24 protein-coding genes are annotated in these 25,168 nt (G+C 73.0%); 14 read left to right on the top strand and 10 right to left on the bottom strand.

The features are described 5' to 3' along the window. Nucleotides 1–20: 20 nt before the first annotated feature. Nucleotides 21–902 (top strand): formyltetrahydrofolate deformylase, encoded by an 882-nt coding sequence (gene purU, locus ACZ79I_RS17765; RefSeq protein WP_471498486.1) that lies wholly within the window; start codon nucleotides 21–23, stop codon nucleotides 900–902. Nucleotides 903–1,047: 145 nt separating this feature from the next. Here purU and ACZ79I_RS17760 read toward each other — a convergent pair whose 3' ends face one another. Then, nucleotides 1,048–2,283, bottom strand: coding sequence for a maleylpyruvate isomerase N-terminal domain-containing protein (locus tag ACZ79I_RS17760; protein ID WP_471505041.1), 1,236 nt, complete (start codon nucleotides 2,281–2,283; stop codon nucleotides 1,048–1,050). Between the two features lie 374 nt (nucleotides 2,284–2,657). Continuing rightward, entirely contained in the window at nucleotides 2,658–3,236 is a 579-nt protein-coding gene (locus tag ACZ79I_RS17755; RefSeq protein ID WP_471498485.1) for a sigma factor, read from the bottom strand. A 361-nt stretch (nucleotides 3,237–3,597) separates the two neighbouring features. Here ACZ79I_RS17755 and ACZ79I_RS17750 point away from each other — a divergent pair, with 361 nt between their 5' ends. Beyond that, complete coding sequence (locus ACZ79I_RS17750; protein WP_471498484.1) at nucleotides 3,598–3,978, top strand: STAS domain-containing protein; 381 nt, start codon at nucleotides 3,598–3,600, stop codon at nucleotides 3,976–3,978. A 163-nt stretch (nucleotides 3,979–4,141) separates the two neighbouring features. Then, nucleotides 4,142–4,654, top strand: a complete 513-nt coding sequence (locus ACZ79I_RS17745) for an EF-hand domain-containing protein (protein ID WP_471498483.1) — start codon at nucleotides 4,142–4,144, stop codon at nucleotides 4,652–4,654. Here the strand turns inward: ACZ79I_RS17745 and ACZ79I_RS17740 are convergent. Continuing rightward, a complete protein-coding gene (locus ACZ79I_RS17740; RefSeq protein WP_471498482.1) occupies nucleotides 4,633–6,147 on the bottom strand; it encodes a class I adenylate-forming enzyme family protein in 1,515 nt (504 codons plus the stop codon). The two genes, ACZ79I_RS17745 and ACZ79I_RS17740, sit on opposite strands and share 22 nt — an antisense overlap. Nucleotides 6,148–6,303: 156 nt before the next feature. Between ACZ79I_RS17740 and ACZ79I_RS17735 the strand changes: the two genes are divergently transcribed. The 4 genes from ACZ79I_RS17735 to ACZ79I_RS17720 all read left to right on the top strand — a co-directional run bounded on the left by ACZ79I_RS17735 (nucleotide 6,304) and on the right by ACZ79I_RS17720 (nucleotide 10,512). Beyond that, on the top strand, nucleotides 6,304–7,497 hold the full coding sequence (locus ACZ79I_RS17735) for an amidohydrolase family protein (protein ID WP_471498481.1): 1,194 nt from the start codon (nucleotides 6,304–6,306) through the stop codon (nucleotides 7,495–7,497). Continuing rightward, nucleotides 7,497–8,648 carry an acyl-CoA dehydrogenase gene (locus tag ACZ79I_RS17730; RefSeq protein WP_471498480.1) on the top strand — a complete coding sequence of 384 codons (1,152 nt, stop codon included), beginning with the start codon at nucleotides 7,497–7,499 and terminating at the stop codon, nucleotides 8,646–8,648. The genes ACZ79I_RS17735 and ACZ79I_RS17730 overlap by 1 nt, the downstream gene beginning before the upstream one ends. Nucleotides 8,649–8,654: 6 nt before the next feature. Next, on the top strand, nucleotides 8,655–9,554 hold the full coding sequence (locus ACZ79I_RS17725; protein ID WP_471498479.1) for an acyl-CoA dehydrogenase family protein: 900 nt from the start codon (nucleotides 8,655–8,657) through the stop codon (nucleotides 9,552–9,554). Nucleotides 9,555–10,032: 478 nt separating this feature from the next. Continuing rightward, on the top strand, nucleotides 10,033–10,512 hold the full coding sequence (locus tag ACZ79I_RS17720) for an ATP-binding protein (protein WP_471498478.1): 480 nt from the start codon (nucleotides 10,033–10,035) through the stop codon (nucleotides 10,510–10,512). Between the two features lie 25 nt (nucleotides 10,513–10,537). Here ACZ79I_RS17720 and ACZ79I_RS17715 read toward each other — a convergent pair whose 3' ends face one another. Beyond that, nucleotides 10,538–11,464 carry a cyclase family protein gene (locus ACZ79I_RS17715; protein WP_471498477.1) on the bottom strand — a complete coding sequence of 309 codons (927 nt, stop codon included), beginning with the start codon at nucleotides 11,462–11,464 and terminating at the stop codon, nucleotides 10,538–10,540. An 84-nt stretch (nucleotides 11,465–11,548) separates the two neighbouring features. Between ACZ79I_RS17715 and ACZ79I_RS17710 the strand changes: the two genes are divergently transcribed. Genes ACZ79I_RS17710 through ACZ79I_RS17700 form a run of 3 tightly spaced genes read left to right on the top strand, consistent with a single transcriptional unit; the run spans nucleotide 11,549 to nucleotide 14,753 of the window. Further along, a complete protein-coding gene (locus tag ACZ79I_RS17710) occupies nucleotides 11,549–12,460 on the top strand; it encodes an SDR family NAD(P)-dependent oxidoreductase (protein WP_471498476.1) in 912 nt (303 codons plus the stop codon). A gap of 42 nt (nucleotides 12,461–12,502) precedes the next feature. After that, nucleotides 12,503–13,657: an acyl-CoA dehydrogenase family protein gene (locus ACZ79I_RS17705; RefSeq protein WP_471498475.1), complete on the top strand. Its 1,155-nt coding sequence runs from the start codon at nucleotides 12,503–12,505 to the stop codon at nucleotides 13,655–13,657. Between the two features lie 46 nt (nucleotides 13,658–13,703). After that, on the top strand, nucleotides 13,704–14,753 hold the full coding sequence (locus ACZ79I_RS17700; RefSeq protein WP_471505038.1) for a Zn-dependent alcohol dehydrogenase: 1,050 nt from the start codon (nucleotides 13,704–13,706) through the stop codon (nucleotides 14,751–14,753). A gap of 108 nt (nucleotides 14,754–14,861) precedes the next feature. Here the strand turns inward: ACZ79I_RS17700 and ACZ79I_RS17695 are convergent, their stop codons facing one another. After that, nucleotides 14,862–15,905: a GlxA family transcriptional regulator gene (locus ACZ79I_RS17695; protein WP_471498474.1), complete on the bottom strand. Its 1,044-nt coding sequence runs from the start codon at nucleotides 15,903–15,905 to the stop codon at nucleotides 14,862–14,864. A gap of 70 nt (nucleotides 15,906–15,975) precedes the next feature. Here ACZ79I_RS17695 and ACZ79I_RS17690 point away from each other — a divergent pair, with 70 nt between their 5' ends. Continuing rightward, nucleotides 15,976–17,307 carry an MFS transporter gene (locus tag ACZ79I_RS17690; protein WP_471498473.1) on the top strand — a complete coding sequence of 444 codons (1,332 nt, stop codon included), beginning with the start codon at nucleotides 15,976–15,978 and terminating at the stop codon, nucleotides 17,305–17,307. A gap of 130 nt (nucleotides 17,308–17,437) precedes the next feature. Here ACZ79I_RS17690 and ACZ79I_RS17685 read toward each other — a convergent pair whose 3' ends face one another. From ACZ79I_RS17685 to ACZ79I_RS17670, 4 genes are all read right to left on the bottom strand, one after another. Then, nucleotides 17,438–18,055 (bottom strand): flavin reductase family protein, encoded by a 618-nt coding sequence (locus tag ACZ79I_RS17685; protein WP_471498472.1) that lies wholly within the window; start codon nucleotides 18,053–18,055, stop codon nucleotides 17,438–17,440. Nucleotides 18,056–18,119: 64 nt separating this feature from the next. Further along, nucleotides 18,120–18,959 (bottom strand): enoyl-CoA hydratase/isomerase family protein, encoded by an 840-nt coding sequence (locus ACZ79I_RS17680; protein WP_471498471.1) that lies wholly within the window; start codon nucleotides 18,957–18,959, stop codon nucleotides 18,120–18,122. 88 nt (nucleotides 18,960–19,047) lie between these two features. After that, entirely contained in the window at nucleotides 19,048–21,273 is a 2,226-nt protein-coding gene (locus tag ACZ79I_RS17675; RefSeq protein ID WP_471498470.1) for an acetate--CoA ligase family protein, read from the bottom strand. A 137-nt stretch (nucleotides 21,274–21,410) separates the two neighbouring features. After that, nucleotides 21,411–22,622: a flavin-containing monooxygenase gene (locus ACZ79I_RS17670; protein WP_471498469.1), complete on the bottom strand. Its 1,212-nt coding sequence runs from the start codon at nucleotides 22,620–22,622 to the stop codon at nucleotides 21,411–21,413. A 326-nt stretch (nucleotides 22,623–22,948) separates the two neighbouring features. Between ACZ79I_RS17670 and ACZ79I_RS17665 the strand changes: the two genes are divergently transcribed. The 3 genes from ACZ79I_RS17665 to ACZ79I_RS17655 are packed head-to-tail and all read left to right on the top strand — an operon-like array spanning nucleotide 22,949 to nucleotide 24,444. After that, nucleotides 22,949–23,401, top strand: a complete 453-nt coding sequence (locus ACZ79I_RS17665) for a DoxX family protein (RefSeq protein WP_471498468.1) — start codon at nucleotides 22,949–22,951, stop codon at nucleotides 23,399–23,401. After that, nucleotides 23,365–23,811, top strand: a complete 447-nt coding sequence (locus tag ACZ79I_RS17660; protein WP_471498467.1) for a Zn-ribbon domain-containing OB-fold protein — start codon at nucleotides 23,365–23,367, stop codon at nucleotides 23,809–23,811. Before ACZ79I_RS17665 ends, ACZ79I_RS17660 begins: the two co-directional genes overlap by 37 nt. 30 nt (nucleotides 23,812–23,841) lie before the next feature. Beyond that, complete coding sequence (locus ACZ79I_RS17655) at nucleotides 23,842–24,444, top strand: GNAT family N-acetyltransferase (protein ID WP_471498466.1); 603 nt, start codon at nucleotides 23,842–23,844, stop codon at nucleotides 24,442–24,444. 43 nt (nucleotides 24,445–24,487) lie between these two features. Here the strand turns inward: ACZ79I_RS17655 and ACZ79I_RS17650 are convergent, their stop codons facing one another. Further along, on the bottom strand, nucleotides 24,488–25,153 hold the full coding sequence (locus ACZ79I_RS17650) for a pyridoxine/pyridoxamine 5'-phosphate oxidase (RefSeq protein ID WP_471498465.1): 666 nt from the start codon (nucleotides 25,151–25,153) through the stop codon (nucleotides 24,488–24,490). Nucleotides 25,154–25,168 lie beyond the last annotated feature (15 nt).

Below are 25,168 nucleotides of genomic sequence, written 5' to 3'. Positions count from 1 at the left end.
GACATGAGACCCTGGCGTGCATGAACGAGCAGTCCACCCGACCCCCGGCCACCGCCGACCAGTACGTCCTCACCCTCTCCTGCCCGGACAAGCAGGGCATCGTGCACGCCGTGTCGAGCTATCTCTTCATGACCGGCTGCAACATCGAGGACAGCCAGCAGTTCGGTGACCACGACACGGGACTGTTCTTCATGCGGGTCCACTTCTCGGCCGAGGCCCCGGTGACGGTCGACAAGCTGCGCGCGAGCTTCGCGGCGATCGGCGACTCCTTCCGGATGGACTGGGCGATACACCGGGCCGACGAGAAGATGCGCGTCATCCTGATGGTCAGCAGGTTCGGGCACTGCCTGAACGACCTCCTCTTCCGCGCCCGCATCGGCGCGCTGCCGATCGAGATCGCGGCCGTGGTCTCCAACCACACCGACTTCGCCGAGCTGGTCGGCTCGTACTCCATCCCCTTCCACCACATTCCGGTGACGAAGGACACCAAGACGGAGGCGGAGGCGCAACTGCTCGCGCTGGTCCGCGACCTGGACGTCGAACTGGTGGTGCTGGCCCGCTATATGCAGGTCCTCTCGGACGACCTGTGCAAGCAGCTCAGCGGCCGGATCATCAACATCCACCACTCGTTCCTGCCGAGCTTCAAGGGCGCGAAGCCCTACCACCAGGCGCATGCGCGCGGCGTGAAGCTCATCGGCGCCACCGCGCACTACGTCACGGCCGACCTCGACGAGGGCCCGATCATCGAGCAGGAGGTCGAGCGCGTGGGCCACGACGTCACGCCCGACCAACTGGTCGCCGTCGGCCGCGACGTGGAGTGCCAGGCGCTGGCGCGCGCGGTGAAGTGGCACGCCGAGCGCCGGATCCTGCTGAACGGGCGGCGGACGGTGGTGTTCGCGTAGGGCCGTCGCGGCGCTGCCAGTGCCCCGGCAGGCAACGTTTGCCCGTCGAGGAGCGGCGTCGTGGGGGCACCGCCCGCGCGAGCGGAGCCGAGCGTGGGGGAGCGTGCCGGGCGTCGCGACGGGGCAGACGCTGCCTGTTGGGGCACTAGATCCGGCTGAGCGAGGCCGTCGCGAACAGCACGTCCGCGACCGCCTCCCGGTCACCCACCTGTCCCGCGGCCGCCTCCTGCGGCGGCACATGGCCCGCGGCCAGGCGGCAGAACTCCATCACGTCGAGCACGACGTGCGCCACCTCCCGTTCGGCGGAGGCGACCGCGCCGGGCGAGTCGAGGGCGATCAGCCACTCGCCGCCGCCCGCGCCCTCGATCTCCAGGCGCAGGCTGCGCCCGGGCTCGCCGGCGGGGACGAGGTGCCGGGTGCGGCCGGGCGGGGCCAGCCCGGCCCGCCGCCGTTCCGCCAGCACCGCCGGCAGCATCCGGGCGGCCAGGCCGATCATCCCGTGCAGATGGCGCGGGGCCGGCAACGGGTAGGGATAGTCGACGGCGTCCGCGATGTCTTCGGCGTGCACCCAGCACTCGAAGGCCCGATCCAGCATCGCGTCCCGCAACGGCAGTGCGAACCCGCCGTAGGAGACCATGACTTCCCCGGCTCCGGGGCGTTCCTCGGCGGAGGAGGCCGTCCGCACCAGGGCGTGGGTCTGCCTGCGCCACGGACCCCGTACGGCGCGGGTCGGCGGGAAGGGCGAGGCGCCCCAGTACGCCTCCGTGCGCCCTCGTGGCGTGCCGTCCTCGCCCGCCGCGCCGTCGAGCGGGTCGTCGAGCCCCAGCGCCGCCGCCACCAGCCCGTCGACGGTGAGCAGATGGGCGATGACACCGGCGACCGTCGTACGCCGGCTCGCCGGTTCCCGGCCGTCGAACCACCGCAGCCGCACCGGCGCGTGCCACTCGGCGTCGCCCATGTCCCGCAGCAGCGCGTCCAGACGCGCGGTCTCCGTGTCGTACGGGGCCGCCCACTGCGGCACCGGGATGCGCGGGGCTCGCCGGCCGAGGCAACTCTCCAGGACGCGGGCGCGCAGTCCCGGATCCAGGTCGAGGCTCTCGGCCGGGTGCAGCAGGCCCACGGCCTCGCGCAGCCGCCGCGCCTCGTCCGCGCACCGGCCGCACTCGCCGAGGTGCGCCTCGACGGCCTCCGCCTCCTCCGGCGAACAGGCGGCCAGCGCCCAGGCCCCGAGCAGCGACATCAGCACCCTGTGCTCCAGCATCAGCGGCACGGGCCCGAAGACGGGCGGCAACGGCAGCGCGGTGTCCTCGACGGAACTGCGCGGCAGCGGTATGCGAGGCGTCCACCCGGCGTCACCGCCACCTCCGCCCCCGGGGCGCACGGGCCCGCCGCCCCCGCCACCGGGGCCGGACGGGCCGGAGCCGCGGCCCCCGTGCCCGGACCGGCCGGAGCCGCCGCGCACGCCCCCGCCACCGGGGCCGGACCTGACGGACCCGCCGACCGCGTCCCCTGGCGGGTCGCCCCGCTCATCACCCTCGCCCTCGCCCTCGCCCTCGACTCTGCCCTGGCCCGCCCGGTCCTCGCCCGCGCCACCCGGGCCCGCGCCACCCGGGCCCGCGCCACCCCGGCGCAGGGCGCCCGGTCCCCCGCCGGAGCGGCCCGCGCCGCAGGCCCGCCGCTCATCCGCGCCGTCGCCGTCCGTGTCCCGGCCGGCGCCCTCCCCCGCGTCGTGGCGCTGCGCGCGTTCCGCCCCGGTCACCGCGCCGCCCCCGGTTCGGGAGGGGGGTCCGAGGGGTCCTGGTCGTGGGCCGTGGACAGGAGCTGGAGGCCGAGGCGAAGGCGGCGGCGGGCCTCGTCGTCCGTGATGCCGAGGTCGGCGGCGGTCCGGCGGTAGTCACGGCGCTGGAAGTACGCGCGCTCCAGGGCGGCGCGCAGGGGGACCGGCATCCAGTCGACGATGTAGTCGGCGCGGGCCGCGACGGAGGCGTGCCGCACCGTGCGCTCCAGGTCCTCCGGGGTGCCCCCGCTCCGGGCGAGCGCGGCGGTCCCGGTGGCGCGCAGCCGGTGTACGGCGAGTTCCTGGGTCAGCCTGGCGACCCAGGAGCGCAGGGGGCCCTGCTCCGGGTCGTAGGAGCCGGGGTTCTCCCAGATGCGGGCGAACACCTCGCGCGTGATGCCGTCGGCCGCGTCCTCGTCCCCGAGCACGCGGTGGGCGAGGCCGTGCACGAGCGGGGCGAACCGGTCGTAGCACTCGCCGAGCGCGGCGGCCTCACCGCGGGCGAGGCGCTGCTGCATCCCGCGGTCCCACTGGGGCGGTGCGTCTTTCCCCGCCATGCGGCCCCCTCACCCTGCTCGTCCTCGGTGCCCTGCGTGTTCCGTTCCGGCCCGGCCTGTGTCCTCCGCCTCCTCGAAATGTAGTCGGCACGGCGCACGGCGCACGCCCCTTTGTGGCAATGTGCGCCTCTTGACGGGCCGCAGGTGGTAGAGGCGGTGGGACGGTTGTGATCGGGGCGCCTACCCGACGGGCCGCCGATCAGACCTGAACGAACGAGACCGTTACGGATTGAATTGGCTCATCTACCACACGCTTTCGATCGGTGGTTCGGTGTTTCATGGAAGGACGTTGGGGCAGCCGCGCTGACGGAAGCGTAAGAAGCGCTTCCGTTGTGGCGGGGGGTGCGGGTGAGCGGGAGGCGTGGCGGTGATGTTCGAGGTGACCTACGAGGAACACGGCCCGTGGGCCGTGCTCCGGGTGGCGGGCGAACTGGATCTGATGACGTCGCCCGCGCTGCGCCGGCGGGTCCACGACGCCGTGGCGGACGGCCGCCACCGGCTCGTCCTGGACCTGTCCGAGGTCGTCTTCTGCGATTCCAGCGGTGTCGGCGTGCTGATCGCCACCCGGCGGCTGATCCGTTCCTGCCGGGGCCGGCTCAGGCTGATCCTGCCCGGGCCCGGCGCGCCGGAGGGATCGCACGTCAACCGGGTACTGGCCGCCCTCGGTGTGCGCCGCCTCTTCGACGTCCACCCGGACCTCGGCTCGGCCACCGACGAGCGGCCGAGCCCGCTGCCGGTGTGAGGGCACGGTTCGGTGAACGCCACGTCGCGGCACGGCCACACTGTTGTCCCAGAATTCCCGCGGTCTTGGTACAAGCGTCGTTTTCCGTCTCCTGAGAAGTCCCCGGCGTCGTACGCTCCGTGCGAGATGCACCCCGACGTCATGTAAGGCGGCCCGAGAACACATGGTCAGCACCGAGTACGAGCGCAGGATCGCCGCCCGCTTCGCCACCTTCGACCAGGACGGCAACGGCTACATCGACCGCGAGGACTTCAGCGCGGCGGCCAAGGCGGTCCTCGCCGAGTTCGGCACGGCGGCCCGGTCCGAGCAGGGGCAGGCCCTGTACGCCGGGGGTGAGGCGTTCTGGCAGGGCATGGCCGGGATCGCGGACCGGGACGGCGACCAGCGCATCACCCGCCAGGAGTTCGTGGGCGGGGCCGTCAAGCGGCTGCGCGACAACCCCGACCGGTTCGCGGAGATCGCACGCCCCTTCCTGCACGCGGCGCTCGCCGTGGCGGACGGTGACCGGGACGGTGCCGTCACCGTCGAGGAGACCGTCCGCGTCCTGAGGGCCCTCGGGGTGCGGGAGGACGTCGCCGCGACCGTGGCCGCGGCGCTCGACTCGGACGGCGACGGCAGGGTCGGCGAGGCGGAGATCGTGGCCGCGTTCGCGCGTTACTTCACCGTGCCCGAATAGCGTTCGCGCAGCTTGTACTTGAGCACCTTCCGCAGGGTCTCGTTGCGGGGGAGGGCGTCCACCACCTCCAGCTGCTCCGGCAGCTTGTGCACGGACAGCCCTTCCCCGCGCAGATACGAGCCGACCGCGGACAGGGTCAACGGCTCGGCCCCGGGGGGCTGCTCGATCACCGCGCAGACCCGTTCGCCGCGTTCCGCGTCGGGCAGCCCGATCACCGCGACGTCCTGGACCGCCGGGTGTTCGTGCAGCAGGTCCTCGATCTCCTTCGCCGAGATGTTCTCCCCCTTGCGGATGATGACGTCCTTGAGACGCCCGGTCAGCACCAGGTGACCGCTGCCGGTCAGCCGGCCGAGGTCGCCCGTGATGAAGAACCCCTCCTCGTCGAACGCCTCCGCCGTCTGGTCCGGGTCCAGGTACCCCTGGCAGACGGCCTCGCCCCGCAGGCGCACCTCCCCGTCGACGATCCGTATCTCCATCCCCTCGGGCGGCCGCCCCTCCGTCGTCGCCAGGTGCTCGGCCGAGTCGTCCGGCGACCCCATGGTGATCATCGGCACCTCGGTCATGCCGTACCCGTGGGTGAGCTGCACGCCCATCTCGCGGACGACGGAGTGGTACATCTCGGGTGGCTTGGGCGCCCCGCCGCCCGCGAGCAGGCGCAGCGTCGGTACGACCGGGGTCCCCGGCCGTTTGCGCTGCTCGGCGAGGAACATCGCGTAGAACGCGGTGGATCCGCCGGCCACCGTGACCCCGTGCCTGCGGTAGCCCTCCAGCGCGTCGGGCAGCGCGAAGTGCTCGAACATCACCGCGGGGAAGCCGTACAGCAGCAGCATCACCGTGTAGTCGGGCCCGCCGATGTGCGCGTACGGGAAGGCGATCGAGCCCACGTCGTGAGCCGACAGGCGCAGCGCGTGGGCCAGACAGGACCCGCCCGCTATCAGTGAACGGTCCGTGTGCAGGACGCCCTTGGGGTCGGAGGTCGTTCCCGAGGTCCAGTAGATCCAGCGGACCGACGTGCCGTCGGCGGGCGGGGGCGGCAGGACGGCCGGGTCCCCGTCGGGCAGGCCGTCCGCGCCGTACGCCTCGAAGATCCCCTTCGCGCCCAGCCGCCGTGCCATCGCCGTGTGGTCGTGGCCCCGCCAGGTGCCCGGCACCGCGAAGAACTCCGCCTTCGACTCCCGCAGCGCGAAACCGACCTCGCGGTCGCGGTAGAAGGGGATGATCGGCGTCTGCACGGCGCCCAGGCGTGCCAGCGCGAAGGACAGCAGGGCCGTCTCGATGCGGGTGGGCAGCTGCCAGGCGACCACCGTGCCCGGGCGCACGCCCCTGTCGTACAGTCCGGCGGCCACCCGCTCGGCCCGCTCGCACAGCTCGCCGAAGGTCAGGCAGCGGTCGTCCTGGAGCAGGACGGGCCGGTCGGGGGTGAGGGCGGCGCGGCGCGCCGCCAGCTCCCAGAGCGTCCGGGACGTGCCCAACGCGTGCGCGGTCTCGTTCACGACGGCCCCCACTTCCTGACGGACAGTCAGATCGTGGCAGAGCGTAGGGCCCGCCGCCTTGTCGGTCCAGGGGTGGGGGACTAGCCTTCTCGTACACATAAATCTGACGACCCATCAGATATGAGTCGGATACGAGATGTCAGGCGGAGGGGACTCATGACGGAACTGCCCCGGATCATCAGCGTCGACGACCATGTGATCGAGCCCGCCCACCTCTTCGAGACCTGGCTGCCGGAGAAGTACCGCGAGCGCGGCCCCAAGCCGCTCACGGCCGGGATCGGCGAGCTCGCCTACATCGGCGGCAAGTACCAGATCACGATGGACCCGGACGGGCCGCCCACCGACTGGTGGATCTACGAGGACCTCAAGTTCCCCTACAAGCGCAACATCGCCGCCGTCGGCTTCGACCGCGACGAGATGACCCTGGAGGGCATCACCCGCGAGGAGATGCGGCGCGGCTGCTGGGACCCGGCCGAACGGCTCAAGGACATGGACCTCAACCACGTCGAGGCCAGCCTCTGCTTCCCGACCTTCCCGCGTTTCTGCGGCCAGACCTTCGCCGAGGCGCACGACAAGGAGGTCGCCCTGGCCTGTGTGCGCGCGTACAACGACTGGATGGTCGAGGAGTGGTGCGGCGACAGCGGCGGCCGGCTGATCCCGCTGTGCCTGATCCCGCTGTGGGACGTCGGCCTCGCGGTCGCCGAGATCCGGCGCAACGCCGCACGCGGGGTGAGGGCGGTGACCTTCTCCGAGATCCCCACCCACCTCGGGCTTCCCTCCATCCACTCCGGGTACTGGGACCCGTTCTTCGCGGTCTGCGAGGAGACCGGCACGGTCGTCAACATGCACATCGGCTCGTCGTCGCAGATGCCGGCCGCGTCCCCGGACGCCCCGCCCGCCGTCCAGGCGTCGCTCTCCTTCAACAACGCCATGGCGTCGATGATGGACTTCCTGTTCAGCGGGGTGCTGGTGAAGTTCCCGCGGCTCAAGCTCGCCTACTCCGAAGGCCAGATGGGCTGGATCCCGTACGCCCTGGAGCGCGCCGACGACGTCTGGCAGGAGCACCGCGCCTGGGGCGGCGTCCGCGATCTGATCCCGGAGCCGCCGTCGACGTACTACTACCGGCAGATCTTCTGCTGCTTCTTCCGCGACAAGCACGGCGTGGCGTCCCTCGACGTCGTCGGCCGCGACAACGCCACCTTCGAGACCGACTACCCGCACGTCGACTCGACCTTCCCGCACACCAAGGAGATCGCCCTCGACCATGTGAAGGGCCTCGACGACGAGACCGTCCACAAGCTCATGCGCGGCAACGCGATCCGCATGCTCGGCCTCGGCCTGGACCGCTAGTGGACCTCGCGCACTCGCCCGAGGAGGAGGAGTTCCGGGCCCGGCTGCGGGAGTGGCTGGCCAAGGTGCTCCCGACGCTGCCCCCGAAGCCGTCCCCCGGCAACTGGCCGGCCCGGCGCGCCTACGACCTGGGCTGGCAGCGGATGCTGTACGACGCCGGGTACGCGGGCCTGCACTGGCCCGTGGACGCGGGCGGGCGGGGGGCCACCCCCACCCAGCACCTGATCTTCCTGGAGGAGACCGAGAAGGCGGGCGCGCCCTACGTGGGGGCCAACTTCGTCGGCCTGCTGCACGCCGGACCGACCATCGCCGCCGAGGGCACGCCCGAACAGCGGGCGCGCTGGCTGCCGCCCGTGCTGCGCGGCGAGGAGGTCTGGTGCCAGGGGTTCAGCGAACCGGACGCGGGCTCCGACCTCGCGTCGCTGCGCACCCGCGCCCGGCGGGACGGCGACGCCTACGTGGTGAGCGGCTCCAAGATCTGGACCTCCCACGCCGAGGTCGCCGACTGGTGCGAACTGCTGGTGCGCACCGACCCGGACGCGCCCAGGCACCGGGGCATCACCTGGCTCGCCCTGCCCATGGACGCGCCGGGCGTCACCGTACGGCCGCTGCGCACGCTGGCCGGGTCCGCCGAGTTCGCCGAGGTGTTCCTCGACGAGGTGCGGGTGCCGGTGGCCAACCGGGTCGGCGCCGAGAACGACGGCTGGCGCGTGACGATGGTGACGCTGTCCTTCGAACGCGGCACGGCGTTCGTGGGGGAGGTGGTGGCCTGCCGCCGCGTCCTCGGCGACATCGCGCGCGAGGCGCGCGGGAACGGCCGCTGGGACGACACCTCGCTCCGGCGGCGGCTGGGCCGGCTGAACGCGGAGTTCCGCGCCCTGTGGCGGCTCACCCAGTGGAACGTGAGCGAGGCGGAGAGGACCGGCGGAGTGCCGGGCGTGGGGGGTTCGGTCTTCAAACTGAGGTACTCGCACGCCCGTCAGGAGCTGTACGACGCCGCCGCCGAGGTACTGGGACCGCAGGCCCTGGACCTCGACCGCCCCTGGGTGCTCGACCGGCTGTCGTCCCTGTCGTACACCATCGCGGCCGGCACCTCGCAGATCCAGCAGAACATCGTGGCCGAACGCATCCTGGGACTGCCGAAGGGGTGATCAGCCGTGCACTTCCAACTGACCGGCGACCAGCGGGCCTTGCGGGCCGGTGTGCGCGCACTGCTCACGGGCCGCTTCGGCCGGGACGCGCTGCGCGCCGCCGCCGGGTCGCCCGGCGTGCTCGACCGCACGCTCTGGCGCGAGCTGGGCGAGGCCGGCTTCTTCGCGCTGCGGCTGCCGGAGGCGGACGGCGGGGTCGGACTCGGCCTGCCCGAGGCGGTGCTGGCGTTCGAGGAGGCGGGACGGGCGCTGCTGCCCGGTCCGTTGGTGGCCACGCATCTGGCGGCGGGCGAGGTGGAGGGCGCGGCGACCGGGGAGACGGTCGTGGCGGCGCCGTACGGGGGGACCGTGGAGTGGCTGGCACAGGCGGACGTCGTCCGGGGCGACGCGTCCGGGGCCGTACCGGTCGCGTCGGTGGACCCGTTGACGCCCCTGCACCTGCTGCCCCCCGACCCCGACCGCGACCCCCCGCCGGGCGGCGGGCCGGACCCCCTCGCCGTGCTCCTCACCGCCGCCGAACAGCTCGGCGGCGCCGCCCGGACCTGCGAACTGTCCGTGGAGTACGCGCGCACGCGGGAACAGTTCGGCCGGCCGATCGGCGCGTTCCAGGCGGTCAAGCACCTGTGCGCGCAGAGCCTGGTGCGGGTCGAGACGGCTCGCGCGGCGGTGTACGCGGCCGCCGTCACCGCCGACCCCCTCGACATCGCCGCGGCCCGCCTGCTCGCGGACGAGGCGGCCGTCCGCGGTGCGCGCGACTGCCTCCAGGTGCACGGCGGCATGGGCTTCACCTGGGAGTCGGATGTGCACCTGTTCCTGAAGCGTGCGTGGGTGCGGACCAACCGTACGGGTATGGACACGGACAGTGACGAACTGCTTGCGGCGGACCTGCTGTCGGAGCCCGCCTGAAGGCCCTCTGGTCAGGCGTTCTTCGGGTGCGGTCCGGCGAATGTCGCGGATTGTGGCAATCCGGGGTCACGGAGCGTTGATACCGGGTTGTGTCCTACGTGTGACTTGTCACGGACTGGAGTCGGCGAAGGGCTCCGGTACCTTGTGTGAGATGCGAGTGGTTCCGAGCCTGAGCCATGTCGGTGCGGCCCCTGTGGTGGCGCCGGATTCGGCGATGCGCGCCGCTCGCGGGGCGGTGCGGGCCGTCGCACCTGCCTGTTCGACTCCCCGGGGCAAGCGTCGCACAGTATGCCGCACGCGTACTCCTTCGCGCTGGAATATGCCCGAAGCGCTTGTTGGGGTGACTGTACGTCAACCATGCTGTCATGCAAGGGAATCACGGTCCGTGATCCTGGTTCCTGCCATGCAGACAATGACCACGATCGTGGCCCTTGCGAGGCGCGAGGCGATGTGTCCGCCGGTTCGGATGGTGTGAGCGGTGCAGGTGCTTCAAGTGCAGCTGGAGATCCGGCCCGACCCCGCGGAGGTGGGGCGGGCCCGGAGGTGGGCCCGTTCGCGGCTCGCCGGGTCGGGGATAGGCGCGGACGAGCCGCTGTCCGAGACGCTGATCCTGCTCGTCTCCGAGCTGGTCACCAACGCCGTGGTGCACACCGGCTGCCCCGCCGTGCTGCGACTGCTGCTGACGGGCGTGTGCGAGGACACCCCGGGTGCCGGGTCCGGCACCGTCCGCCTGGAGGTGGCCGATGCCAGCGACTGCCCGCCGGTGCCCCGGCACGCAACGGGTGACGAGACGGGCGGCCGTGGCCTGGAACTCGTGGACGGCCTGGCGGACCGCTGGGGCTGGGACGCCGAGGGCGTGGGCAAGCGCATCTGGTGCGAGGTGGACCGCTGCGGAGCGGAGGCGGCCGGCAGGGTGGCCTCCCGCGGGACGGGCGCCCCGGTACCGGAGTTCGCGTAGGGCGCGGTGCGGCCGGGCCCTGGAGCTAGAGGATGGCGACCGGTGCCACGGGAGTGCCGGTCGCGCCGACGAACGGCTCGGGCATCGCCGACAGCAGGAAGGTGTAGCGCCCCTCTTCTCCACAGGCTGTGGACAACTCCTCGAGATTCCAGTTCTGGCCCTGCAGCATGCCCATCTCCACGAGGTCGAGCGCATGAACGGGCAGCCACAGATCCTCGATCTCGGGCGGGAAGATCTCGAACGTGAGCGTGTCGTTGGCCACGGCGGCCACATCGCGCGCGTGGAACCACTCCGGGGTGCGCACCGACAGCCCCGGTGAGGGAAAGCCGTACGCCTGTCTGTCGCCCGCCAGACAGCTCCGCATCTGTCCCGTCCGCACGAGCACGATGTCGCCGGACCGCACCCGCGTCCCGGCGAGTTCCTCGGCGGCGTCGAGGTCCTCCGGGGTGACCGCGTGCGACACGTCGAGCCGCTCCGTGCCGAGCGCACGGGGAACGTCCAGAAGGACCCCGCGGGAGACGATGTGCCGCGGCTTGTCGATGCCGCCGAACGCGGCGCCGCCGTGGGCGGTGACGGTGTCGGCCGGGCGTCCGTTGTAGAGCTTCCCGGAGTGCGAGACATGGGTGAGCGCGTCCCAGTGGGTGGCCGCCTGCAGTCCCATGGTCACGGCGTCGTCGCTGCACGCCACGGTGCCGGGGCCGAAGATCTCCTGGTTGATCTGCACCATGACGTGCAGCGGGTTGACCCGCCCGGGGATGACGCCGGTCTGCACGCCGTCCTGCTGGAGCGGGAGGGCCAGCGGAACGCGCCGCCCGCTGCGCACACAGGCCGCGGCCTGCCTGACCACCTCGTCGGTGATGAGGTTGAGGGTGCCGATCTCGTCGTCCTCCCCCCAGCGCCCCCAGTTGTTCACGCGCTTGGCGATCTCGTGGAACTCGGCAGGCAGTGACATCGGTCCTCCCCGGGGCTTGTCTGAAGGCGTCCGGCCGGACATAAAATCTAACGGTCCGTCAGAAACCGCGGGAAGGGGCCGGACGTGGGGAACTTCTTGGCAGGCAAGGTCGTCGCCGTGACGGGCGCGGGCCGCGGCATCGGACGGGCCGTGGCGCTGGCCGCGGCGGCCGAGGGCGCGCGGGTCGTCGTCAACGACTACGGGGTGTCCGTCGAGGGCGGCTCCCCCACCAGCGAGGTCGCCGAGGCCGTGGTCAAGGAGATCGTCGCGGCGGGCGGCGAGGCCCTCGCGGTGGCGGAGGACATCTCGACCATGGCGGGCGGGCAGCGCGTGGTGGACGAGGCGCTCGCCGCCTACGGCCGGCTGGACGGCGTGGTGTGCGTGGCCGGCATCCTGCGCGAAAGGATGCTCTTCAACATGACGGAGGAGGAGTGGGACCCCGTGGTCGCCACCCACCTCAAGGGCACGTTCACGGTGTTCCGCGCGGCGTCGGCGGTGATGCGGGCACAGCGCTCGGGCACACTGATCGGCTTCACCAGCGGCAACCACCAGGGCTCGGTCGCGCAGGCCAACTACAGCGCCGCCAAGGGCGGCATCATCTCCCTCGTCCGCAGCGCGGCGCTCGGCCTGCACAAGTACGGCGTGACGGCGAACGCGGTGGCGCCGGTGGCCCGCACGCGGATGTCGGCGAACGTCCCCATGGAACTCAAGGAGATCGGCGAACCCGAGGACGTGGCCGCACTCGTGGTCTACCTGCTGTCCGACCGGGCGCGCGAGGAACGCATCACGGGCCAGGTGTACACCATCGCCGGCCCCAAGCTGGCGGTCTGGGCGCAGCCGAGGGAACTGCGGGCGGCCTACGCGGAGGGCTCCTGGACCCCCGAGCGGATCGCGGACTTCCTGCCCGGAACGGTGGGCACGGACCCGATGCCGATGCTGGACCGGCTGACGGCGATGGAACGGGCGGCGCGGGAGGGGGAACGCCCCAACGCCTAGAGACCGCACCACCGTCGACCCACCCAACACAAGGCGGAAACCATGGATTTCGGGTTCGGCCCGGAGGACGACTCGTTCCGCGGCGAGGCGCGCGCCTGGCTGCGGGACCACCTCGGCGGCACGACGGACCGCCGGGAATGGGAACGTGAACTCGGCGCAGCCGGCTGGATCGGCCTCGGCTGGCCCGAGGACGGCTACGGCAACCGCCGGGCCACGCTCACCCAGCAGGTCGCCTGGGCGGAGGAGTACGCCCGCTCCCAGGCACCGCCCCGTTCCGGCCACATCGGCGAGAACCTCCTCGCCCCCACCCTGATCGCCCACGGCACCCCGGAGCAGAAGTCCCGCTTCCTGCCCCCGATAGCCCGCGGCGAGGAACTGTGGTGCCAGGGCTACAGCGAACCCGGCGCCGGCTCCGACCTGGCGGGAGTGCGCACCACGGCCGTACGGGACGCCCCGCACGGATACCGCATCACCGGCCAGAAGATCTGGACCTCCCTCGCCCACGAGGCGGACTGGTGCTTCGTGCTCGCCCGCACCGACCCGTCCTCGCACCGCCACCACGGCCTGACCTTCCTGCTCGTGCCGATGGACCAGCCCGGCCGGATCGAGGTGCGCCCGATCCGCCAGCTCACCGGGACCAGCGAGTTCAACGAGGTGTTCTTCGACGGCGCGACGGCCCGCGCCGAGCACGTCGTCGCCGCAGAGGGAGAGGGCTGGCGCGTCGCGATGAGCCTGCTCGGCTTCGAGCGGGGTGTCTCCACCCTGGCCCAGCAGATCGGCTTCGCCCGCGAACTGGGCGAGGTGGTACGGGTGGCGGTGGCGACCGGCGCCGCCGACGACCCGGTCGTGCGCGACCGCCTGGTGCGGCAGTGGGCCGAGCTGCGGGCGATGCGCTGGAACGCCCTGCGCACGCTGGGCGGCACCGCAGGCCCGGGCGCCCCCAGCGTGGCCAAGCTGCTGTGGGGCGGCTGGCACCAGCGGCTGGGCGAGCTGGCGATGCAGGTACGGGGCGCGTCGGGCGCGGCGGGTCCGGCCGACTGGTCGCCGGCGGCGCCGTACGAACTGGACCCGTTCCAGCACCTGTTCCTCTTCGGCCGGGCGGACACCATCTACGGCGGGTCGGACGAGATCCAGCGCACGATCATCGCCGAGCGGGTGCTCGGCCTGCCGAAGGAACCCAGGGGACCCAAGGGCTGAGGGAGTCGGGATGCCAGGCGCGACACGAGGCGCGACACGGGGCGCCATACGAGGAGTGATGTACGACGGTTCGGGGACGCGGGTCGTGGACGACCTTCAGGTGCGGGACCCGGGCCCCGGCGAGGTGCAGGTGGCGATCTCGGCGGCGGGACTGTGCCACAGCGATCTGTCGGTGGTGGACGGGACCATACCCTTCCCGGTGCCCGTGGTCCTCGGCCACGAGGGCGCGGGTGTGGTCGAGGCGGTGGGAGCGGGCGTCACCCATGTCGCGCCCGGCGACCACGTGGCCCTGTCGACCCTGGCCAACTGCGGGGCGTGCGCGGAGTGCGACCGGGGCAGGCCGACGATGTGCCGGCAGGCCATCGGCCGCCCCGGCCGCCCGTTCACATGGGGCGGGCGGCCGGTGTACCAGTTCGCGTCCAACTCCGCCTTCGCGGAACGGACCGTGGTCAAGGCGGTCCAGGCGGTCCGCATCCCCGAGGACGTCCCGCTCACGTCCGCGGCGCTGATCGGATGCGGCGTCCTGACCGGGGTGGGCGCCGTGCTCAACCGCGCCCGGGTGGAGCAGGGCGACACCGTCCTCGTGATCGGCACGGGCGGGATCGGCCTCAACGTCCTCCAGGGCGCACGGATCGCGGGCGCGTCGCGGATCGTCGCGGTGGACGCGAACCCGGCGAAGGAGGCGGTCGCGCGCCGCTTCGGCGCGACGGACTTCCTCACCACGACGGACGGGGTGAGGGACCTGCTGCCCACGGGCGCCGACCACGCCTTCGAGTGCGTGGGCCGCGTCGAGCTGATCCGTGCCGCGATCGACTCCCTGGACCGCCACGGCCAGGCCGTCCTGCTGGGAGTGCCGCCGGCGACGGCCGAGGCGACGTTCCTGGTCTCGTCGATGTACCTGGACAAGTCCATCCTGGGCTGCCGCTACGGCTCCTCCCGCCCCCAGCGGGACATAGCGCTCTACGCCGGGTTGTACCGCGAGGGCCGCCTGCTCCTGGACGAGCTGGTGAGCGCGACATACCCGGTCGAGGACTACGAGAAGGCGGCGGCGGACGCGCACGCGGGGAGGGTGGCACGGGCCGTGCTGACGTTCTGAGCCGGTCACGGGCAGGGGCGCAGCCGGGCGTATGCGTATGCGTATGCGTATGCGTAGGCGTCGGGGCAGGGCGGTGCGCGGCGCCGGCTCCGGAGCCGGCGCCCGGTCTCAGCCCGGGCCGGCCGCCGGGTCCGCCGCGCCCGTGCGGAACGTCCGCCGGTAGGCGGTGGGCGTGACCCCGACCGCCGCCAGCAGATGCTGCCGCATCGACTGGGCCGTACCGAAGCCGGCGTCCCGCGCCACCTGCTCCATCGACAGGTCGGTGGACTCCAGCAGTTGGCGGGCCCGTTCGACGCGCTGCCCGCTGAGCCACTGGCCGGGGCTGACGCCGACCTCCTCGCGGAAGCGGCGGGTGAAGGTGCGCACGGACATCGACTCCTGCTCCGCCAGGTCGCGCAGCTGGATCGGCTCGTGCAGGCGGGAGAGCGCCCAGGCCCGGGCGGCGGCCGTGGTCGCCCGCTGCGGTTCGGGCAGCGGCCGCTGGATGTACTGTGCCTGGCCGCCGTCGCGGTGCGGCGGGACGACCGTGCGGCGGGCCACCTCGTTGGCGACGGCCGTGCCGTGGTCGCGGCGCACGATGTGCAGGCACAGGTCGATGCCGGCCGCGACACCGGCGGAGGTCAGCACGTCGCCGTCGTCGACGAACAGCACGTCCGCGTCGACCCTGATCTTCGGGAAGAGCCGCTGGAAGTGCTCGGCGGAGGACCAGTGGGTGGTCGCCGGACGGCCGTCGAGGTACCCGGCGGCGGCCAGCACGTAGCCGCCGGTGCAGATCGCGACGAGCCGGGTGCCGGGCCGGATGCGGGCGAGGGCGGCGGCCAGCTCGCGGGTGAGCACGCCCTCCTCGTACACCGGGCCCAGCTCGTACGAGGCGGGGACGACGACCGTGTCGGCGGTGGCCAGGGCCTCGGGGCCGTTCTCGACGAGGATGGCGAAGTCGGCGTCGGTCTCGACCGGGCCCGGCGGCCGGACCGAGCAGGTGATGACGTCGTACAGATGCCTGCCCCGCGCGTCCCTGGCGCGCCGGAAGATCCGCTGCGGTATGCCCAGCTCGAACGGCAGCAGCCCGTCGAGGGCGAGGACGACGACGCGGTGGCGACGGAACTCCTGGAACTCCTGGAACTCCTCGGCGAACTCCCCGGCGGCGGTCATGGCCCGATCCTAACGAATGCTGTCCTTCGGGCCACTCGATCCGCGAGACCGCAGACCGGAAGCTCTAGGCGTGACCCAGCCAACCGCCACCGCATCGACCTCCGGGACGCCCCGACCCACCGGGCCCGACCGTCCGCGGCGACGCCGCCCGGCCTCCCTGCACCGTGCGTGGTCCGTCGCCGCCGTCACCTTCGTGACCATCGTCGGCGCGGCGGCCTTCCGCTCGCTGCCGGGCCTGCTGATCGACCCGCTGCACCAGGAGTTCCACTGGTCGCGCGGCACGATCGGCGCGGCCGTGTCGGTCAACCTCGCGCTGTACGGTCTGACCGCGCCCTTCGCGGCCGCCCTGATGGACCGCTTCGGCATCCGCCGGGTCGTCGCCGCGGCGCTGGCCGTCATCGCGCTCGGCTCGGGCGCCACCGTGTGGATGACGGCGGCCTGGCAGCTCCTGCTCTGCTGGGGCCTGCTGGTCGGGCTGGGCACCGGCTCGATGGCGCTGGCCTTCGCGGCGACCGTCACGAACCGCTGGTTCGCCGTGCGGCGCGGTCTGGTGAGCGGCATCCTCACCGCCGCCTCCGCCTCGGGACAGCTGATCTTCCTTCCCGTGCTGTCCTGGATGGTGGAGGACCGCGGCTGGCGTCCGGCCGCGGTGACCGTCTCCCTCGCGGCGCTCGCGGTGATCCCCTTCGTCTGGCTGCTGCTGCGGGACCACCCGGCGGACGTGGGCCTGAAGCCGTACGGCGCCGAGGAGTTCGTGCCCAGGCCGCAGCCCGCGCCCGGAGCCGGGCGGCGTGCGGTGACCGTGCTCCTCTCGGCGGTGCGCACGGGCCCGTTCTGGCTGCTGGCGGGCACGTTCGCGATCTGCGGAGCCTCCACCAACGGCCTGATCCAGACCCACTTCGTGCCGGCCGCCCACGACCACGGCATGCCGGTCACGGCGGCGGCCTCGCTGCTCGCCGTCATCGGCGTCTTCGACGTGCTGGGCACGATCGCCTCGGGCTGGTTCACGGACCGCTTCGAACCGCGCCGCCTGCTCGCGGTGTACTACGCCCTGCGCGGCGTCTCGCTCCTCTTCCTGCCCATGCTGCTGGCCCCGGCCGTGCACCCGCCGATGATTTTCTTCATCGTCTTCTACGGCCTGGACTGGGTCGCCACGGTCCCGCCGACCCTGGCGCTGTGCCGGGAGCAGTACGGCGAGGACAGCGCCATCGTCTTCGGCTGGGTCCTGGCCTCGCACCAGATCGGCGCGGCCCTGGTCGCCTTCCTCGGCGGCGTCGCGCGCGACACGTTCGGTTCGTACGACGTGGTCTGGTACGCGTCGGGCGCACTCTGCGCGGCGGCGGCCCTGATGGCCCTGGTGATCCGGCGCCGCCCGGCGACGCGCGTCCCGATCCCGGCCTGAGCCGACCCGCGCCGTCGCCCGGCCGGTCCCGTGCCACGGCGGCCGCAGAGGGCTGGAGGCGGCCGGGGGCGGCTTCGGAGGAGCGGAGGCCGGAGCCGGCCGGCAGCAGGAGCCGCCCGGTCCAGTAGCGCTACCGGTAGTGCTGGAGGAAGCGGCCCTTGTGGAACAGCAGGGGCGCGGCCTCGTCGTCGCCGGTCCCCAGGGCCGCGACCCGGCCCACCACGATCAGATGGTCGCCGCCGGTGTGCACGGCGTGGATCGCGCAGTCGATCCAGGCCGCGGCGCCCGCGAGCCGGGGCGAGCCGGAGAAGGGTGCCGGTTCGTGGTCGACGCCGGCGAACTTCTCCCCGCCGCTCACCGCGAAGCCGCGGCACAACTCGGCCTGGCCGGCGGCCAGCACGTTCACGCAGAACACGCCCGCGCGGGCGATCCGCGGCCACGTCGTCGACGTACGGCCGACCATGAACACGACCAGCGGAGGGTCGAGTGAGAGGGACGAGAACGACTGGCAGGCGAAGCCGGCCGGGCTCGCCTCCCCGTCCGCGGCGGGCGCGGTGATCACGGTGACGCCGGTCGCGAAGCCTCCCAGGACGCGGCGGAACTCGCCCGAGTCGACCGGTGCCCGCTCGTCGTCCCCCACGGCCCGCAGGTGGGGGCGTGGCAGCGCTTCGACCGGCCCCGCTGCCGTGGGCGCTCCGACCGACCTGAGGTAACGGACGGCGGTGGCCGCCATCCCCGCGTGTCCCATCACATCGCCCATTGAAACTGACGCGGCGTCAGAAGTGAAGACCCAGGCCCGCTCCACGGGCCGCTCAACGGCCCCGGTAACGGGGGGTGCGCCGTTCGACGAAGCTCGCCACACCCTCCCGCGCGTCCGCCGTCGTCATGTTGATCTCCTGGGCGGCGGCCTCGGCGGCGAACGCGGTGGCGCGGTCCGCGCCGAGGGATGCGTTGACCAGCTGCTTGGTCAGTGCGAGCGCCCGGGTGGGGCCCGCGGCCAGGCGCCCGGCCCATTCGTGCGCGGTCTTCTCCAGGGCGTCCGCCGGCACCACCCGGTTGACCAGGCCCAGGCGTTCGGCGTCCGCGGCGGTCAGCGCGTCGCCGAAGAACATCAGCTCCTTGGCGCGCTGCGGCCCGACCAGCCGGGGCAGCAGATACGCGCCCCCGCCGTCGGGCACCAGCCCCCGCCGCACGAACACCTCGATGAACGCGGCCGAGTCGGCAGCGAGTACGAGGTCGCAGGCCAGGGCGAGGTGCGCACCGAGACCGGCGGCGGTGCCGTTCACCGCGGCGATCACCGGTTTCTCGCAGTCGAGGACCGCGGCGACCAGACGCTGGGCGCCGCGGCGGATGGTCCGGGCCACGTCGCCGGGGATCCGCTCCCCGCCCGCCGGCCCGCCGCGCAGGTCGGCGCCGGCGCAGAAACCGCGTCCGCGGCCCGTGAGGACCACGGCGCGCACATCCGGGTCGGCCGAGGCGTCGAGAAGCGCCCGGATGAGGTGTTCGCGCAGGTCGGGGGTGATGGCGTTGAGGGAGTCGGGGCGGTTGAGGGTGAGCCACGAGACGTGACTGTCAGTGGTGTGCAGTACCAATGAACCAGCCGAATCGAGCAGATCGGCGGAGCCGGCGGACGTCTCGGGGGAGTCGGACATGGGAGTACTCCGTTTCGTACGGGCATGCGTACGGGCATGCGTACGGGTGTGCGTACGGGCTGGGGCGGACCTCGCGCGGACGCTGCGCTCAGCGGCACACCGCCAGCGCGTCGAGGGCCACGGCTCCCTGCCCCCTGGGCAGCACCATCAGCGGGTTGATGTCCAGCTCCGCGATCGCGTCGCCGAGTTCGAGTGCCATGCGCTGGACGCGGAGCACGACCTCGACCAGCGCGTCGACGTCGGCCGGGGGACGCCCGCGCACCCCGTTCAGCAGGGCCCGCCCGCGCAGCTCGGAGAGCATGTCCCGGGCCTGCTCCTCGCCGAAGGGCGGCACACGCACGGCCGCGTCGCGCAGCACCTCGACGAGCACACCGCCGAGCCCGACGGTCACCGTCGGCCCGAAGAGCCGGTCGTGACAGACGCCGACGACCATCTCGACTCCGGCCTCGACCATCTGGCACACGAGGACGCCGTCGAGCGGGATCCCCTCGTAGCGCGCGATGTCGGTCAGTTCCCGGTAGGCGTCCCTGACCTGGCTGGCGGAGGTCAGCCCGACCTTCACCAGACCCAGTTCGGTCTTGTGGGCGATCCGCGCGCCGGACGCCTTCATCACCACCGGGTAGCCGACGAGCCCCGCCGCGCGCACCGCCGCCGCGGCACTGGTCACCAGTTGCTCGCGCGGCACACGGATGCCGTACGCCCGCAGCAGCTGCTTCGCCGCGTGCTCGCTCAGCTGCTGCCCGGGCCGCATCAGCGCCTGCGCCTTGCGGAAGGACGGAGAGGGGGTGCGGGGCGCCTCGTCGAAGGGGGAGCGGTAGCCTCCGGCGAAGCGGTGGTGGTCGAGGTGGGCGCGGACGGCCGCGATGCAGTTCCCCACGGTGCGGAAGGTGGCCACGCGCGAGGAGCCGAGCAGCGTCTCGCGGTAGGCGGCCTCGGTGCCGACCGGCGAGCCCCACACCACGCACACCAGCTTGTCCGTGTGCTCCGCCGCGTCCACGAGATCCCGCACGAGCTTGTCGCTCAGCGGGGGGAAGGGCCCGGTGACCGGGCAGATCAGTACCCCCACCTCCGGGTCGTCGAGGATCGCGTCGATGATCTTGCGTCCGCGCCAGTCGCCCACCGGATGGCCGCCGTTGTCGACGGGATTGGCGACGTTCAGGTACCCGGGTATCCACTGGTGCAGCTCGGCCTGTCTGGCCTCGGACAGGACCGGCAGACGCAGGCCCGCCTCGGCCGCCAGATCCGCGACGTGCGCGCCCGTGCCGCCCGAGATCGAATAGACGACGACACCGTCGGCGCGCGGGGTGCGCGCCCGGGCCAGCAGGGCCGCGGTGTCCTGCAGTTCGTCGAGGGTGTCCACCCTGATCACGCCGTACTGCCGCATCGCCGCGTCGACGACCTGGTCCGCGCCGGTCAGCTTGCCGGTGTGTGAGGCGGCGGTGCGGGCGCCGGTCTCCGTGCGGCCGACCTTGACCGCGATCACCGGCACACCGCGCCGGGCGGCCCGGTCCGCGGCGAGGAGGAAGGAGCGGCCGTCCTTGAGTCCCTCGATGTAGCAGGCGATGGCCCCGATGCCGGGCTGCTCGGCGAAGTAGGAGATGAAGTCGGCGGTCTCCAGATCGGCCTCGTTGCCGGTGGGTGCCCAGTGGGACAGCCGTATCCCCAGCTCCTGCAGGGCGAAGAGGGGCCGCCCCTGGTGCCCGGACTGCGTGATGAGCGCGATGGCCGGCCCGTCCAGGTCCTCCCGGAACCGCTCGAAGGCGTTGAGGTTGGTGTTGGGCCCGAGCAGCCGTATCCCGGACCGCTCCACGGTCTCGGCGAGCCGGGCCTGCGCGGCGGCGCCCTCCTCGCCGGTCTCGGCGAAACCCGAGGCGAAGGCGACGGCGAACTTCACCTTGGCCGCGCCGAGTTCCTCGATGAGGGGAAGGGGGTCGGAGACGAGCAGCACGGCGAGGTCGACCTGTTCGGGCAGGTCCGCGACGGAGGGGGAGCAGGGGATGCCGAAGACGGACCGACGGGTGGGGTGCACCGGGTGCAGCCGGGCGCCGACCCGCTCGGCCCAGGCGAGCAGTTGCCGGGTGATGCCCGTGTTCGGCCGGCCCTCGGCGTCCGAGGCGCCGATCACGGCGACGGACTCGGGCCGGAAGAACCGGTCCAGATCGGGTACGTCGGCGTGCAGCGGCCGCCCGCTGACGTCGAGGTCGCCTGCCTCGGCCGGCCTGCCGTGCACGACGGGGGAGGGTTGCTCGCCGCAGGCGATGACCCGGGCCCGGCGGGAGTCGGTGGTGAGGGTGCCGTGGGTTGATCCAAGCATCGGTCCGCCCGCTCCTGTGTGACAGCATTCAATAACTGACGCAGTGTCAGATTAGTTGAACTGATACGCCGTCAGGAACTGGTCTGCACGCAAAAGACGGGTGAGCCCGCGGACGGGCCTGCTCCGCCCGGTCCGCCTCAGTGGGCCGGGAGGGGCCGCCGTTCCGGGCGCTGCGCGCGGCGCGCCACCGCCTTGGCGATCTTCTCGGCGTCGATGGCCAGTTCGCGGAGCATGCCGCTGATCGGGTTGGTGAAGCCGGTGAAGTACAGGCCGGGGGCCGTGCGCGGGCAGCGGGCGCCATGGACGACGGGTCTGCCGTGGGCGTCGAGGACCCCGAGGTGGCCGACGAGGCCCTCCAGGGCGCGGACGTACCCGGTCGCGGCGATCACGGCCTCCGGCTCGATCCGGTTCCCGTCGGCGAGGACCACCTTGCCGCCGTCGAAGCCCTCGACGGCCGCCACGATCTCGACCCGTCCCCCGCGCACCGCGTCGACGAACCCGACGTCCTGCACGGGAATCGCCCCCTCGGTCACCCGGGAGTAGAGGCCGGTGCCGGGCCGGGGCAGCCCGTGCGCCGACAGGTCCGGTACGCCGATCCGCGCCACCGGGCGGGCCAGCCGGTCGACGAGCCGCACCGGCAGCCGTCGTACGAGGATTCCGGAGAACTGCGCCGCCCACCCCGCGGTGGACCGGCGCACGATGTGGGGTGCCGTGCGCACCGACAGCCGCACGCGCGAGGCCCCGCCCTCCACCAGGTCGACGGCGATCTCGGCGCCCGTGTTGCCGACGCCCACGACGAGGACGTCCCGCCCGGCGTACCGCCCGGCGCTGCGGTACTCGCGGGCGTGCAGGAACTCGCCGGTGTAGGCGTCGCGGCCCGGCCAGTCGGGCACGCGCGGGGTGTGGTTGTGGCCGGTGGCCACGACGACCGCGCTCCCGGTCAGCCGGCGGCCGCCGGTGGCGTGCAGCAGCCAGCCGGTGCCGTCCGGCGCGGGTTCGACGCGCGAGACCTCGACGCCTGTCACGATCTCCAGCTCGTGGTGCTCGGCGTAATTCTCCAGGTAGCGCACCACGTCGTCGCGTGACACCCACCGTCCGAACCTCCGCGGCATGGGCAGTCCCGGCAGGCTCGACAACCGCCGCGTGGTGTGCAGGCGCAGCCGGTCGTAGTGGCGCCGCCAGGACGCTCCGACACCGTCGGACTTCTCCAGTACGACGGCCCGTACGCCCCGGGCGCGCAGCGCGTACGCCGCGGCCAGCCCGCCGGGGCCGCCGCCGATGACGTAGACGGGCCGGTCCTCGTGGGCCGGCACCGCGGGGCGCGACGAAGCGGAAGTCGAGTCGGACATGAGCGCGAGCGTAACCACAGGCAGCGTTGATGGGTCTCGGTCAAGACCGGAATCGGTTGCGAATTGATCACGGGTGTAGGGGAGGTGGGTGCGGGTGGTGGCGGAGACGGACCGGTTGTGATGGACCGGTGGACGGAACTGTTCGGCGCCCGCGCGCGGAGCGAGTGCCCCGTCCGCCCCCGCGTCCGTCCGTCCCCGCGTCCGTCCGCCCCCGCGTCCGTCCGTCGTCCGCGTTCGTCCGCCCTCATCCTCTTGCGCGTACCCGGCCGGTGCGCTGAACTGACGTACCGTCAGAAAGACGGCCCCGGTGGGAGGACGGACGCTTCATGGACACGATCTGGCTCACCGGCGCGGAATGCCTCGCCGTGCTCCGCATCGGGCTCGGGCTGTGGTGGCTGGAGAGCTGGCGCCACAAGGACAAGAAGGCGTGGTTCGGGCGGGGCACCGGCATCGCGTGGGCCGCCGACATCGCCGCCAAGCACCGCTGGGCGGCGGTGCGCAGCGGCTTCGACACGGTGGTCGCGCCCCGGCCGCGGACGATGGCCTACGTCGTGGTGTACGCCGAACTGGCCCTCGGACTCGGCCTGATCGCCGGCTTCCTGACACCGGTCGCCCTGGCCGGCGGCCTGCTCCTCAACGCCCTCTACTTCACCCTCATGATCCACGACTGGGCCGAGCAGGGACAGAACTCGATGATGGCGCTGATCTCGGCGGTCGGGCTGTTCGGGATGTCGTGGCAGACATGGTCCCTGGACGCCGCGCTGGGTTGGTTCCGGTGACCGGGCCGTCGGGCGGCGGGCCGCGCTTCGACCTCCCCGAGGCCGATCCCTTCACCCGTCCGTACTGGGACGCGGCGGCGGAGGGGCGGCTGCTGGTGCGCCGCTGCGGCAGCTGTGGGCGGGTGCACCACTACCCCCGGGAGTTCTGCCCGTACTGCTGGAGCGAGGACGTCGTCTGGGAGCGGGCCGGCGGCCGGGCGACCCTCTACACCTGGTCCGTCGTCCACCGCAACGACCTGCCGCCCTTCGGGGAGCGCACCCCGTACGTCGCCGCCGTGGTCGATCTCGCGGAGGGGCCGCGGATGATGACGGAGGTCGTGGAGTGCGCGGCGGGCGAACTGCGGGTGGGCATGGAACTGGAGGTGGCCTTCAGGGAGGGAGTGCCCGTGTTCCGGCCGTGCGGACGGTGATCGTGGCGTGAGGGTTGGTTGAATGGCCCGATGGCCGACATACGTCACACGTCCCCCGCCCGCCCCTTCCCCGAACTGCACGGTCACGGCCTGCGGCTGTGCCGCTGGGACGCCGACTCCGACAGCGACGTGGCGACATGGCTGCGCGGGCTGTCCGACCCGGAGTTCCAGCGCTGGAACACGCCTCTGAAGACCGTCACGGACCTCGCCGGCGCCCGCGACGCGCTGCGCTCCCGGGAGCGCAGCGCCGAGGACGGGAGCTGCGCCCAGTACCGCATCACGGACGCCGAGAGCGGTACGACGCTGGGGCACATCGGCGTCAACGAGATCGACCACGTCCTGCGCGTCGGCCGCGTCGGCTACTGGGTGCTGCCCGAGGCGCGCGGTCGGCGGGTCGCCACCCGCGCCCTCGCCCTCGCCGCCCGCTGGGCCCTGACCGACCTGGGCCTCAACCGCCTGGAACTGGGCCACGCCCTGGGCCACGAGGTCTCCTGCCGGGTCGCGGAGCGGTGCGGCTTCCCCTACGAGGGCACGCTGCGCGGCGCCATGTTCGAGGCGGGGCGGCGGGACGCGTTCCGGGACGTGCACCTGCACGCCCGGATCGCGAGCGACCCCGAGCCGGAGGCCGGCTGACGGCCGCCGGGAGGACGCGCGGGCCGGGCGGCCGGTCCCCGGCTCAGGGCCACAGCAGCTCCTTGGCCCACGCCCCCTCCGTACGGCGGTAGACGAGCCGTACGTGCCGACGTCTCGCGTCGCCCTGGAAGAACTCCACCCGCTCCGGTCTGAGGCGGTAGAGCGTCCAGGACGGGACCGGGGCGTCCGGCTCGCGCCGGGCCCGCTCCCAGGCCGCGTCCGAGGCCCGCGCCAGCTCCTCCACCGAGCCGAGCGGATCGCTCTGCCGGCCGGTGAGCGCGGCGGCCAGCGCGCCGGTCGAGCGGGCGTGCAGATCCGCCTGCCCCTCCGGCACCGGGGCGGCCGTGACCGGGCCGCGCAGCCGGACCTGGCGACCCTGGGCGGACCAGTAGAACCCGAGGGCGGCATACGGCCGCGCCGCGAGCTGCCGCCCCTTGTGGCTGCCCGAGTGGGTGGCGAACGCCCAGCCGTCCGCGTCCGCCCCGTGCAGCATCACGATGCGGACGTCCGGCGTGCCGTCCGCGTCGGCGGTCGCCAGCGACATCGTGTGCGGCTCGGGTTGGCCCGCCGCCACCGCCTGCGCGAACCACTCCGTGAACAGCGCGAGCGGCTCCGCGGGCGCCGCCGCCGGGTCGAAGGGGGGCAGCTCGGTCGTCGCCGGGTCCCACACCCGCAGGGACCTGAGCAGGTCGTGGAGATCGGTTGCCATGCCCCGAGTATCACG

This window comes from Streptomyces sp. PSU-S4-23 (assembly GCF_055632315.1).
Note: the sequence above shows the minus strand (reverse complement) of the source record. Positions and strands in the feature narration are given on the sequence as shown.